Annotated in this window: 9 protein-coding genes; 8 read left to right on the plus strand and 1 reads right to left on the minus strand. The window is 68.1% G+C overall.

Annotated features, from left to right (window positions below):
* Positions 1 to 49 precede the first annotated feature (49 nt).
* The 4 genes from J2T21_RS00870 (at position 50) to J2T21_RS00885 (ending at position 4,959) form a co-directional block, all read left to right on the plus strand.
* Positions 50 to 550: a MarR family winged helix-turn-helix transcriptional regulator gene (locus J2T21_RS00870; protein ID WP_307577507.1), complete on the plus strand. Its 501-nt coding sequence runs from the start codon at positions 50 to 52 to the stop codon at positions 548 to 550.
* A complete protein-coding gene (locus J2T21_RS00875) occupies positions 543 to 2,105 on the plus strand; it encodes an MFS transporter (RefSeq protein ID WP_307577509.1) in 1,563 nt (520 codons plus the stop codon). The genes J2T21_RS00870 and J2T21_RS00875 overlap by 8 nt, the downstream gene beginning before the upstream one ends.
* Positions 2,106 to 2,242: 137 nt before the next feature.
* Positions 2,243 to 3,763, plus strand: a complete 1,521-nt coding sequence (locus tag J2T21_RS00880) for an APC family permease (RefSeq protein ID WP_307577511.1) — start codon at positions 2,243 to 2,245, stop codon at positions 3,761 to 3,763.
* On the plus strand, positions 3,760 to 4,959 hold the full coding sequence (locus J2T21_RS00885; RefSeq protein ID WP_307577513.1) for a CaiB/BaiF CoA transferase family protein: 1,200 nt from the start codon (positions 3,760 to 3,762) through the stop codon (positions 4,957 to 4,959). The genes J2T21_RS00880 and J2T21_RS00885 overlap by 4 nt, the downstream gene beginning before the upstream one ends.
* Here the strand turns inward: J2T21_RS00885 and J2T21_RS00890 are convergent.
* The gene (locus J2T21_RS00890) at positions 4,930 to 6,492 is read right to left on the minus strand and encodes a PucR family transcriptional regulator (protein WP_307577515.1); all 1,563 of its coding nucleotides are present in this window, start codon (positions 6,490 to 6,492) and stop codon (positions 4,930 to 4,932) included. The genes J2T21_RS00885 and J2T21_RS00890 overlap by 30 nt on opposite strands.
* Before the next feature lie 82 nt (positions 6,493 to 6,574).
* On the opposite strand from J2T21_RS00890, the gene J2T21_RS00895 reads away from it, so the two are divergent.
* The 4 genes from J2T21_RS00895 (at position 6,575) to J2T21_RS00910 (ending at position 11,691) form a co-directional block, all read left to right on the plus strand.
* Entirely contained in the window at positions 6,575 to 7,936 is a 1,362-nt protein-coding gene (locus J2T21_RS00895) for an aminotransferase class III-fold pyridoxal phosphate-dependent enzyme (RefSeq protein WP_307577517.1), read from the plus strand.
* 50 nt (positions 7,937 to 7,986) lie between these two features.
* Entirely contained in the window at positions 7,987 to 9,180 is a 1,194-nt protein-coding gene (locus J2T21_RS00900; protein ID WP_307577519.1) for an acyl-CoA dehydrogenase family protein, read from the plus strand.
* A gap of 30 nt (positions 9,181 to 9,210) precedes the next feature.
* Positions 9,211 to 10,671: an aldehyde dehydrogenase family protein gene (locus J2T21_RS00905; protein ID WP_307577521.1), complete on the plus strand. Its 1,461-nt coding sequence runs from the start codon at positions 9,211 to 9,213 to the stop codon at positions 10,669 to 10,671.
* 138 nt (positions 10,672 to 10,809) lie between these two features.
* Positions 10,810 to 11,691, plus strand: coding sequence for a 3-hydroxyacyl-CoA dehydrogenase family protein (locus J2T21_RS00910; protein WP_307577523.1), 882 nt, complete (start codon positions 10,810 to 10,812; stop codon positions 11,689 to 11,691).
* Positions 11,692 to 12,445: the final 754 nt, after the last annotated feature.

Here is a 12,445-nt window from a genome sequence, read left to right on the forward strand (position 1 = left end):
GAGGCAACATTTGCCTTGGTCAACCATATTCGTGAAGGAGCTCGATCCCTTGTCGCGCGGCGAAACACCAACCCTTGAACTGGTCGAAAGCCTCATGGCGCTGCGGCGCACGCTGCGATGCGTCGAGTACGCGGGGGAGACCAGTGGATCCCTGGGGTTTGCCGCCCTGGGCGTGCTGGCCTACATCCAGCGCCACCAGCCCACCCGCGCCACCGACGTCGCCCAATGGATCGGCATCGGCCCCGCCGCACTGAGCCGCCAGGTCGCCGAGCTCGAGGGTGCGGGATTGCTCGTGCGCGCGCCGAGCCCCACCGACGCCCGGGCCCAGCTGATCTCGCTCACCCCCAGGGGCGCGGAAGAGCTCGGCCAGGCCTACACCAGGCGTGCCGGCCTGCTCGCGGAAATGCTCAAGGACTGGGACGAGGCGAAAATCTCCGCTGCCGCAGCCACCGTGAACGAAATCCAGGACGTGCTTCGCGTTGGCCTGGATGCCCGTGGAGGGAAGACCACCATGGCCCCCCAGGGCCCAGGGGAGAACCCCAATGTCTGAACAGCAGTCGGTCGACCTGACGCGGGAGCGCCACGGCGACCAAGCGCAGATGAGCCAGAAGGAAGTGCTGCGCTCCATCACCGGCGTCTTGGCCTCCTTCTTCGCCGCCATGCTGGCAACCACCATCGTTGCCATCGCCCTGCCCACCATCATGGATGCCCTGGACGGCACACAGACCGACTTCAACTGGGTCATCACCGCAGCCCTGCTGGCCAATGCCGCAACCACCCCGATCTGGGGCAAGCTCGCCGACCTCTTTGACAAGAAGAAGCTGCTGCAAATCAGCATCGTCATCTTCGTGACCGGATCCATGCTGGCGGGATTTGCCATCAACATCCCCATGCTCATGAGCGCCCGCGTCATCCAGGGCATCGGCATGGGAGGGTTGACCGCCATGGGCATGGCGGTGATCGGCACCGTCATCCCGCCGCGCGAGCGCGGCAAGTACTCCGGCTACTTCGGCGGGGTCATGGCGGCCGCGACGGCCGGCGGGCCGCTGCTGGGCGGCCTCATCGTCGATTCCCCGCTGGGCTGGCGCTGGACCTTCTTCATCGGGATCCCCATCGCCATCATCTCCATGTGGCTGATCCACAAGACCCTGCACATCGCGCACATCCCGCGCAAGGTCTACATCGACTGGGCCGGCGCGGTGCTGGTGACCATTTCGGTTTCCGTGCTGCTCATCTGGGTGTCCTACGTGGGCAAGGAAGGCTTCTACGAGTTCAACTCCTGGCAGACCTACGCGATGGTCGGCGGCTCGCTGGTGCTCATCGCCCTGCTGCTCTGGGTCGAGGGCCGGGTCCCGGAACCGGTGATCCCGCTGCGCATCATCGCCACCCGCACCACCGCCCTGGCGATCCTCGCCTCGATCTCCATCGGCGTGGCGATGTTCGGCTCCGGCGCCTTCCTGGGCCAGTACTTCCAGGTGGCCCGCGAGGCGAGCCCCACCCTGGCCGGGGTCATGACCCTGCCGATGATCGCCGGCAACCTCTTCGGCTCGGTCTTTTCCGGACAGTTGATCTCCCGCTTCGGACGCTGGAAGATCTTCCTGGTCATCGGTGCCATCCTCAATGTCGGTGCGCTGGGCCTGCTGGGCACGATGTCCCATGACACCAACTACTGGATCCTGGCCACCGGCATGTTCTTCAACGGCCTGGGCATGGGTTTCATGCTGCAGAACCTGGTCCTGGCGGTGCAGAACACCGTGAAGGTCACCGACATCGGCACCGCCAGCTCCTCGGTGGCCTTCTTCCGGGCAGTCGGAGGCGCCGCGGGCGTGGCGGTGCTCGGTGCGATGCTCTCGGACAAGGTCTCGGTGCTGGTGCTGGATGCGTTGAAATCCGCGCACCTGGTCTCGCCGGACGGTTCCACGGGAGTAGCGGCAGGGGGCACCTCGCTGAACCTCACGGAGATGCCGCCGGCGGTGCGCCTCATGTATGAAAACGCGCTCGGCGATGCCACCGGCGTGGTCTTCATGACTTCGGCCATCGTCGCCGTCGTCGGTTTGGTGTGCATCCTGTTCATCAAGGAAGTGCCGCTGCGCCGGACCGTGTAGGAGTGTTATCACAGGTTGACGTGGGCAAAGACTGGTCGTTTCGGATGAAGTGACCCGGGCTTTGGATAATGCATCCGAGACTTCCGTCACGCCCCTTGCGTAGTGTGAGCTGCGTCGTACTCACGGAAGGAACCGCGATGACCAGCACCCCCACGCAAGGCAGCACCGCAGCACCCGCGCTCAAGAAGGTCCTGGGCCGATGGGACACCCTCGCCATCGGCGTCGGCGCCATGATCGGCTTCGGCTGGGTGGTGCTCACCGGGGACTGGATCACCACCGCGGGCCCGCTGGGCGCATCCCTGGCGATGGTCGTCGGCGGCGGCATCATGGCCGTGGTCGGGCTGACCTACGCCGAACTGGTGGCCGCGATGCCGCGGGCCGGCGGCGAGCACAACTACCTGCTGCGCGCCATGGGCGCCCGCTGGTCGTTCGCCGGATCGTGGGCCATCGTGGGCGGCTACATCACCATTGTCGCCTTCGAGGCCGTGGCCCTGCCCAAGACCGCGCTCTATCTCTTCCCCGACCTGAACAAGGTCCACCTCTGGGACATCGCCGGATCCGAGGTCTACCTGACCTGGGCACTGGTCGGCGTCCTGGGCGGGGTGGTCATCACGGCCATCAACATCCGCGGCATCAAGACCGCCGGGGTCGTGCAGACCTTCGTGGTCCTCTTCCTCTTCGCCATCGGCGCCGTCCTGCTCTTCGGGTCCTTCGCCGGCGGCTCCACCGCGACCATGGAACCGTTCTTCAACAACGGCGTCGCCGGGTTCTTCGGCGTGATGATCATCGTCCCGTTCATGTTCGTCGGCTTCGACGTGATCCCGCAATCCGCCGAGGAATGCGACATCGAACCAAGGCGCATCGGCAAGTACGTCGTGATCGCCGTGCTCATCGCCACCGCCTGGTACGTCATGGTCATCCTGGCGACCTCCTCGGGCATGGGGCAGGGCGCGCTGGCCACCTCCGAGCTCGCCACCGCCGATGCCATGGGCGCGCTCTTCGGATCGGCCATGATGGCCAAGGTGCTGATCGCCGGCGGCATCGCGGGCATCCTGACCTCCTGGAACTCGCTGCTGATGGGCGCCTCCCGCCTGCTCTACGCGATGGCCTCCTCCGGCATGCTGCCGGCCTGGTTCGCCAAGTTGCACCCCAAGTTCCATACCCCGGTCAATGCGCTGCTGTTCATCGGCGGGCTCTCGGTGCTGGCCCCGTTCTTCGGTTCGGCCATGCTCGGCTGGCTGGTCGACTCCGGCTCCCCGTCCATCGTGATCGCCTACCTGCTGGTCGGGGTGGCGTTCGTGATCCTGCGCAAGCGCGAACCGATGATGGAGCGCCCGCTGCGCATCGGCGGGAAGGGAAACCTCGGCCAGGCCATCGGCGTCACCTCGGTGATCTTCTGTGCGGCACTGATCAGCCTCTACCTGCCGGGCATGCCCGCAGCGATCGGGATCCAGCCGTGGCTGCTCTTCGGGGCGTGGTGGGCCATGGGCTTCGTCTTCCTGCTGCGGGTGCCGCGCGGCATCGAACCGGGCATCAACGCCGAGGACGAACTGCTGGCACGCCTGGCGATGCGCAGGGCCGCCAAGGTGGCGGCAAGCTTCGGGCAGGCCCCGCAGGCCGCCGTGGACAACAACGTGAAGGAGTCCGAACGAGCATGAGCAAGATCCGCCCCCTTGGGGGAATCATCGTCGCCGACTTCTCCCGGGTCCTGGCCGGCCCGCTGTGCACCATGACGCTTGCCGACCTCGGGGCCACGGTCATCAAGGTCGAACGCCCCGGCACCGGGGACGACACCCGCAGCTGGGGGCCGCCCTTCTCCGCCACCGGCTCGACCTACTTCGAATCGGTGAACCGCAACAAGCAGTCGGTCGCCCTGGACCTCGCCGACCCCGCCGACAGGGAGATGGCCAGGGAACTGGCGCTGCGCGCCGACGTGCTGGTGGAAAACTTCAAACCCGGCGGCATGGACAAACTGGGCCTTGGCTATGCGGAACTCTCCGCACGGAACCCCGGGCTGGTCTACGCCTCGATCTCCGGCTTCGGCTCCGCCGGGGGAGCCCACCTGCCCGGCTACGACTTCATCGTCCAGGCCCTGGGCGGGCTCATGTCGATCACCGGGGAAGCCGGTGCCGACCCGATGAAAGCCGGGGTTGCGCTGGTGGACGTGCTCACCGCCAAGGACGCAAGCATCGGGGTGCTCGCGGCGCTGAGTGCCCGCAACTCCTCCGGGCACGGCGCGCACGTGGAGGTCAACCTGCTCTCCAGCCTGCAAGGAGCCCTGGCCAACCAGGGCCAGGCGTACCTGGGTGCGGGCAAGGTCGCCACCCGCATGGGCAACGAGCACCCCTCTATCGTGCCCTACCAGTTGCTGGCGTGCGCCGACGGATCCGTCGCCGTGGCCTGCGGCAACGATCGCCAATTCGCCAGGCTCTGCGCCGAGATCGGGACCCCCGAGCTCTCCTCCGATGCGCGCTTCGCGACCAACTCGGCCCGCGTGGCCCACCGCGAGGTGCTGATCCCGCTGCTCGAGGACGCGCTGGGTGCCGACACCGGCGCCAACTGGCAGTCCCGCTTCACCGGCATCGGGGTGCCGGCCGGAAAGGTGGCCGGCATCGACGAGGGCCTGGCCTACGCACAGTCCCTGGGACTCGAACCTGTCATCGAGGTGCACAATGCCGAAGGCCTGACGGTCGGCAAGCAGGTACGACACCCGATCACCTGGACCCCGGAGCTTGACGCGCCCACCGTGGCCCCGCCGCAGCTGGGCGAACACACCGAGAGCATCCGCTCCTGGCTGGGAAGCACTGCCGGCCCCGTCCCCGGGTCACGGGACATGGCGCAGCTGAACCCCTGATTCCTCGCGGCGCATCGCCAGCCACAGGTGCGCGGCGACATCCGGGTCGTCCAGGTCCACGCCCAACAGGCCCGATGCCACCGAGATCCGGTGGCGCAGCGAATTCCGGTGGATGCCCAGGGCCCGTGCCGCATCTTCCCAGGTGCCGCGGGCCCCGAGGTAGGCCCGGACGGTGGCCAGCAGGTCGGCGCGCGGATACTCTGCCAGCGCACGCACCCAGCCGACGGCCTTCGCGTCCTCGCTGGCGTCCACCGCCACCAGGTGCCCGGCCGGAGCCTGCAGCACGGCCCGGCGCAACACCGCAAGGTTCCCCGGGATCTCGCCCAGGGACACCGGGTCGCCCAACGCCGCGGCCAGCGACCCAAAGGCCTCCGGCTCGGCGGCCCCGGCAATCCCCAGCAGCGCATCTTGCTCCAGGGACCGCCCACCCCCGTCGGCCGGCCTGCTGCCGATCCCGGAGGCAGGAAGCACCAGGTAGAGGATCCCGTCCTGCGCGTGGCGCAACGTGCAGGCGTCCACCGCTGCGGACAAATCGGGCAACCCCGGATCGGCCACCAGCTTCGCCGCGGCCCGCGCCGCCAGCCCGGGATCATCCCCGTCGGAGAGCCTGATGCCAAGCAGCCGGACCCGTGTGGGCAGCTCGGCCAGTCCCACATCCTCGGCAACCATGTGCGCGGCCTCGGTCTGGCCGTGCAGCAACAGCTTGGTGGTCGCCGCGCCCAGTGCGTTGGTCGTGCCGATGACCACCTCGCGCTGCCGCGCGCGCAGGGCCAGCAGCGTGGAGACCGTCATGATGACCTGCCGGTCGGCGCGGGTCAGCGTGCGCCCCGAACCGATGCACAGAAACCCGTGGATCCGGGAGCCCAGCAGGATCGGGTAGAGCACCACCGGCTGGCCCTGCACCTCGAAGGTGGCGGCCGACGGCACACCGGCCTTGTGGAAGCGGATCGATTCGGCGCGCAGCAGCCCCACCAGCGACACGGCCGAGACCGGCCACACGGTCTCGGTTCCGGCATCCGCCGGAAGGTACGCGGCCCAGCCACCCAGCGCCTGGGCCAGCCCGCGCACCACGGCATTGGTGGCATCCGGGCGCATCGCCGCCCGAGCCAGCGCGGTCTGCGTGCCCAGCGAATCCATCAGGTTCGCGGTGTCGTCCCGGGCGGACAGGCGCCAATAGGCGCGTGAGACGTGCTGGAACGGCACGCCGTCGGGGACGATCGCCAGTTCGATGCCCGCGGCCTGGCTTGCCGCCAGCACGTGCGCGGGGACCTCCGTGAGCCACGGCCCCAGGCCCAGGCCCACGGCACGCACCTCCCTTTCGCCGAGCCGGGCCATATAGGCGGCGGAGAGCGCGGCGGACTTGGCAAAGGGCATGCCGGTGGTCAGCAGCAGCTCCCCGCCTTCGAGGTACGGGGTTGGGTCTTCCAGCTCGGAGACGTGCACGCCGGTGACCGGATTGGCACTGAATTGTGCGCCCGGGGCGGGCACCAGCTCGGGCCCGAGCTCGGCACCCATCTGCAACAAGGAGATCATGGGTTGAATTATCCAACACGGACGGTTGTCTTGGGTGAATTGTCCAATGACGCGTGTCACGCCTTGGCATAACGTGGAACGCATGACCGAAACGCTCCCGGCCCTCGACGCCGCCACCATTCCCCAGTCCCGCCACCTCGCCACCGCCATCCCCGGCCCGCGTTCCACCGCGCTGCACGCCGAACGCGCATCCCAGGTAACCAGCGGCTTCGGGATCGCCCTGCCGGTCTTCGTCACCCGCGCGGACGGCGGCATCATCGAGGACGTCGACGGCAACCGGCTTATCGACTTCGCCTCCGGCATCGCTGTGACCTCGCTGGGCGCCGGCAACAAGCGCGTGGCGCAGCGCGTCGCGGCCCAGCTCGAGGCCTTCACGCATACCTGCTTCATGGTCACCGAATACGAATCCTTCACCCAGGTCTGCAAATGGCTCAACGAGAACACCCCGGGCGACTTCGAGAAGCGCACCGGCCTGTTCTCCACCGGCGCCGAGGCCGTGGAAAACGCCATCAAGATCGCCCGCGCCGCCACCGGACGGGCGAAGGTGCTGGTCTTCGACGAGGCGTACCACGGCCGCTCGCTGCTCACCATGGCCATGACCGCCAAGGTCAATCCGTACAAGTTGAACTTCGGCCCGCTGCCGGCCGAGATCATCCGCGCGGCCTCCGCCAACCCGCTGCGCCCCGCCCAGGGCCTGGCCGCCGGCGCCGAGGCCGCGCTGGCCTCGGTCGAAGCCACCATCCTCGAACACGGTGCCGACACCTTCGCCGCCATGGTCATCGAGCCGATCCAGGGCGAGGGCGGCTTCATCGTCCCGGCGCCCGGGTTCATCCCGGGCCTGCGCAAACTCGCCGACAAATACGGCATCGTGCTGGTCATCGACGAGATCCAGGCCGGCATGGGCCGCACCGGAACCCTCTTCGCCTCCGAGCACGAGGGCGTCGCCGGGGACCTGATCCTCACCGCCAAGGCACTGGCCAACGGCGTCCCGCTCTCCGCGGTCACCGGACGCACCGAACTGATGAACGCCCCGCACGCCGGGGGACTGGGCGGCACCTACGCCGGCAACCCGCTGGCCTGCGAGGCCGCACTGGCGGTCTTCGAGCAGTTCGAGGACGGCACCTTGCTGGCCAACGCCCGCCGCATCGAGCAGATCGCCCGCGAAGTCCTCGAGCCCCTGTTGGCTTCAACCGAGATTGTTGCCGAGGTCCGCGGCCGTGGGGCCATGCTCGCCATCGAGCTGGCCGATGCCGGGACCCTGGCACCGCGCGCGGATCTGGCCAAGGAAATCTCCGCGGCCTGCCATGCGCAGGGCCTGGTCACCCTGACCTGCGGCACCCACGGCAACGTCGTGCGCCTGCTGCCCCCGTTGGTCATCGGCGAGGAACTGTTGCGCGACGGACTGGACATCCTGGCCCGGGCCATCGCCGACGCCGCCAAGTAGCCTGACGGGCACCCCCGAACCACCCCCCACGACCTTCCTTGGAGAACACCATGAGCCTGACCCTGCACGACCACGAAACCCACCAGCTTGACCCGGCCGACCTGATCAACTTCGATGCGCTGCTTTCCGCGCCGGAACTCGCCTTGCGCGCCAAGGTCCGCACCTTTGTCGACGAGGCCATCAAGCCCAACATCGCCGGTTGGTACGCCGATGCGGTCTTCCCGCTGGAAATCGTCCCGGAAATGGCCAAGCTCGGCCTGCTGGGCATGCACCTGAAGGGCTATGGCTGCGCCGGCGCCACCGCCGTGGAGTACGGCATCGCCGGCTCCGAGCTGGAGGCCGGGGACTCGGGGCTGCGCACCTTCGTCTCGGTGCAGGGTTCGCTGGCGATGAGCGCGATCTACAAGCACGGCTCGGAGGAACAGAAGTCCGAATGGCTGCCGAAGATGGCCGCGGGGCAGGCCATCGGCTGCTTCGGGCTGACCGAACCAACCGCCGGCTCGGACCCCTCGGCGATGAAGACCTTCGCCCGCCGCGACGGCGACGACTGGGTCATCAACGGCACCAAGCGCTGGATCGGCCTGGCCAACGTCGCCCAGGTCGCCGTCATCTGGGCACAGACCGACGAGGGCATCCGCGGATTTGTGGTCCCCACGCAAACCTCCGGGTTCAAGGCGACCCCGATCGAGCAGAAGCTCTCGATGCGGGCCTCCATCCAGTGCGAGATCGAGCTGACCGACGTGCGTCTTCCGGCCACCGCGGTGCTGCCGAACGTGGTGGGCCTGAAGGGCCCGTTCTCCTGCCTGAACGAGGCCCGCTACGGCATCATCTGGGGAGCCATGGGAGCGGCCCGCGACGCCTTCGAGGACGCCCTGGCGTACTCGCAGCAGCGCCTGCAGTTCGACAAGCCGCTGGCCGGCTACCAGATGACCCAGCAGAAGCTGGTGGACATGGCCCTGGAGATCAACAAGGGCTACCTGCTGGCCCTGCACATCGGGCGCATGAAGGATGCCGGGACACTTGACCTGCACCAGATCTCGGTGGGCAAGCTGAACAACTGCCGCGAGGCCATCAAGATCGCCCGCGAGGCCCGCACCATCCTGGGCGGCAACGGCATCACCCTGGACTACTCGCCGCTGCGCCACGCCAACAACCTGGAATCGGTGCGCACCTACGAGGGCACCGACGAGGTCCACACCCTGATCCTGGGCAACAAGCTCACCGGCGTCCCGGCCTTCCGCTAAGGATTCCCCAACATCCATCCCGAGGGAAAAATGACTGAAACCATCACACAGACCGACGTTGTTCCGCTGCGCCTGCTGATCGACGGCAGCTGGGTCGAAGGCACCGGGCACGAGCTGGAATCGACCTCGCCGACCGACCCGAGGCAGGTTGTCGCAGCCGGCGGCACCGCCACCGTGGACGACGTGCGCTCCGCCATGTCCGCCGCCCGCGCCGCGGCCGCGGGCTGGGCCGCCACCCCGATGGCCGAACGCGGGGGATACCTGTCCCGGGCCGCGGGAATCGTCACCGCCAACGCCGAGGCGTGGGGCACCGAGCTGGCCCGCGAGGAAGGAAAGACCGTCGCCGAGGGCCGCGGCGAGGTGCTGCGCGCCGCACAGATCCTTTCCTACTACTCGGCCGAGTCCGACCGGCTGGCCGGGGAGGTCTTCTCCTCCCCGCGCCGCGGCGAAAAGATCCTGGTGACCCGCAAGCCGCTGGGCGTCGTCGGCGTCATCACCCCGTTCAACTTCCCCATCGCGATCCCGGCCTGGAAGATCGCACCGGCATTGGTCTTCGGCAACACCGTGGTGTGGAAGCCGGCCTCCACGGTGCCGCTGCTGGCGATGCGCCTGGCCCAGGCGCTGGTGGAGGCGGGCCTGCCGGCCGGCGTGCTGAACCTCGTGCTTGGCTCCGGGGCGCTGGGCAACGAGATCGTGAACCACCCGGAGCTTGACGGGCTAACCTTCACCGGGTCCACGGGCGTGGGGCGCAAGCTCGCCGCCGCCGCCGCCGGTGCCGGGGTGCCTATCCAGGCCGAGATGGGCGGAAAGAACGCCTCGGTCGTGCTGGAGGATGCCGACCTGGAACTCGCCACCGAGCAGGTCCTCTTCGGGGCCTTCCGTTCCACCGGGCAGAAATGCACCGCGACCTCGCGGCTGATCCTGCAAGAGTCGATCGCCGTGCCGTTCCTGGAACGCCTGCGCGAGCGCCTGGGGCAGTGGAAGACCGGGGATCCGACCGATCCGTCGGTGCACATGGGCCCGGTCGTTTCCCCGGCCGCCGCCGGGCAGATCCGTGCCGGCATTGCCGCATCGATGGCCCAGGGTGCCACCGTGGGCTTCGAGGGCGATGTCGCGTCCCTGGGGGATGCCTTCGTGGCCCCAACGGTGCTGGAGGTCCCGGATGCGGGCAACGACGCGTGGCGCGAGGAATTCTTCGGACCGGTCCTGGCGGTGCGCCGCGTGGCCACCACCGAGGAAGCCTTTGCGCTGGCCAACGACTCCGAGTACGGCCTGAGTTGTGCGCTGTTCACCCAGGACCTGTCCAAGGCCCTGGCCGCCATGGAATCCATTGACGTGGGCATCCTGCACGTGAACTCCGAGTCGGCCGGCGCCGATCCGCACGTGCCCTTCGGCGGGGCCAAGAAGAGCGGTTACGGCCCGAAGGAACAAGGCGGTGCCGCGAAGGAATTCTTCACGCACACCACCACCGTGTACCTGCGCGGGGCCTGACACCATCCGGTTCGGGGCGCCCGCCGTCATCTGGCAGGACCGGATGCGGCCGGCGCCCCGTCCCGTGCCTAGGATAAACATCGAGCCTGGCCGCCAAACGTGAGCCAGCGAACAATTGACGAAAGCGCGGAGCCAAGAATGAGTGCAGGGACCGGCATCGAAAACATCTCCACCATCCTGGTCATTGGTGCCGGAACCATGGGACGGCAGATCGCCATGAGTGCGGCCCTGGCCGGGTACTCCACCACCATCCAGGACATCTCCGAAGAGGGACTGGTCGCGGCGCGCACCGAGCTCGAGGGCTGGGCCGCCTCCCGGGTGGCCAAGGGCAAGCTCGGGCAGGGGGCCGCCACCGCGGCCCTGGAAGCCCTGGCCTACAGCACCGACCTGGACGCCGCGGCCGCCACGGCGGACTTCGTGATCGAGGCCGCCACCGAGCGGCTGGACATCAAGACACAGATCTTCGAGAAGCTCGGCGTGCTGGCCCCGGCCCACGCGATCCTGGCGACCAACTCCTCGACCCTGGGTTCCTCCAAGGTCGCGGCGGCCACCGGGCGCCCGGCCCTGGTGTGCAACATGCACTTCTTCAACCCGGCCCTGGTCATGAAGTGCGTGGAGGTCGTGCGCCACGAAACCACCAGCGACGTCACGGTGGACACCGCGATGGAGCTGGCGCGCCGGCTGGGCAAGGAGCCGGTGCTGATCAACCGCGAGATCCCCGGGTTCATCGCCAACCGCCTGATGGGCGCCATCCAGCGCGAGGCGCTGTTCCTGGCCGATGCGGGCATCGCCAGCATCGAGGACATCGACACCACCGCGCGCACCGCGCTGGGCCATCCGATGGGCCCGTTCGCGCTGATGGACATGGTCGGGCTCGACGTCATCGACTTCATTGCCCAGGCCACGCACGCGGAGACCGGCGCGGCCGAAGACGCCCCCAACGGGCGCATCGCGGCCCTGGTCGCCGAGGGCAAGCTGGGCCGCAAGTCCGGGGCGGGCTTCTACGACTACGCCGGGTAGCGTGATCCCGCACCACGTCCTACCCGGATCGGGCCCCCCGGGCGGGCATGGCGCCCGGAGACGCCGCGGGCCCGGTTACGGCATAACGGTGCCCCGGTGTCGGCGATTGCGCCGCCAAGTCGGGCAATGGACGACCTGGCGTGGGCCCGCTTGTTCAAGGCCGCCCAATGGGCCGGCTCGCGCTGTCGCACTGTCGACCACCTGCCCGACCAGGTTTGCCGCGGACCTGGCCGCTGGCATTGCAGTGGCACTGGTGGGTTTGGCATCGGGTGCCCTATGGCATCCGGCGGCCAACCACCCGAACAGGGAACACTTCGTTGCCGTTGAAGACCCGGTGCCAATCCGGAATATCCATATTGCGGGAAATGAATACCACCGAATGCATGACAAGGATCACAGTCACTGCTATTGTCGGGGCATGCCCATGGCGGGAACCTATCCATGGTCGCCATCCACCGGGCATGTTGCTGAATGAGTGGCCGGCGGTTTCGGGCGAAACCGGAGTGCCGGTTCACTCGCGGGAAACACACGGGAGCCACGCCCATGAATAGCGGGACAACTGGTTTGGAATACAGAAACGCCGGCTGGGTGCGGCCGGCTCCCAAAGAACGCCGTATGTGTCTTGTGAACCAACAACATTGATGATCCGAAACACCGGAGGACCCTCATGGGTGGAACGACGGCATGGTCGAAGGGGCAGATTGCCCACGGAAACTAAGCTGGCCTGCATGCAGCGAGCCAGCTGAACCAGACC

The organism is Paeniglutamicibacter psychrophenolicus (genome assembly GCF_030812255.1).
Classification (GTDB): Bacteria; Actinomycetota; Actinomycetes; order Actinomycetales; family Micrococcaceae; genus Paeniglutamicibacter; species Paeniglutamicibacter psychrophenolicus_A.

Bases quoted from the DNA above. Each gene is read 5' to 3' on its own strand.
- J2T21_RS00875 (WP_307577509.1), top strand. From the start codon at position 543: ATGTCTGAACAGCAGTCGGTCGACCTGACGCGGGAGCGCCACGGCGAC.
- J2T21_RS00880 (WP_307577511.1), top strand. From the start codon at position 2,243: ATGACCAGCACCCCCACGCAAGGCAGCACCGCAGCACCCGCGCTCAAG.
- J2T21_RS00885 (WP_307577513.1), top strand. From the start codon at position 3,760: ATGAGCAAGATCCGCCCCCTTGGGGGAATCATCGTCGCCGACTTCTCC.
- J2T21_RS00890 (WP_307577515.1), bottom strand. From the start codon at position 6,492: ATGATCTCCTTGTTGCAGATGGGTGCCGAGCTCGGGCCCGAGCTGGTG.
- J2T21_RS00895 (WP_307577517.1), top strand. From the start codon at position 6,575: ATGACCGAAACGCTCCCGGCCCTCGACGCCGCCACCATTCCCCAGTCC.
- J2T21_RS00900 (WP_307577519.1), top strand. From the start codon at position 7,987: ATGAGCCTGACCCTGCACGACCACGAAACCCACCAGCTTGACCCGGCC.
- J2T21_RS00905 (WP_307577521.1), top strand. From the start codon at position 9,211: ATGACTGAAACCATCACACAGACCGACGTTGTTCCGCTGCGCCTGCTG.
- J2T21_RS00910 (WP_307577523.1), top strand. From the start codon at position 10,810: ATGAGTGCAGGGACCGGCATCGAAAACATCTCCACCATCCTGGTCATT.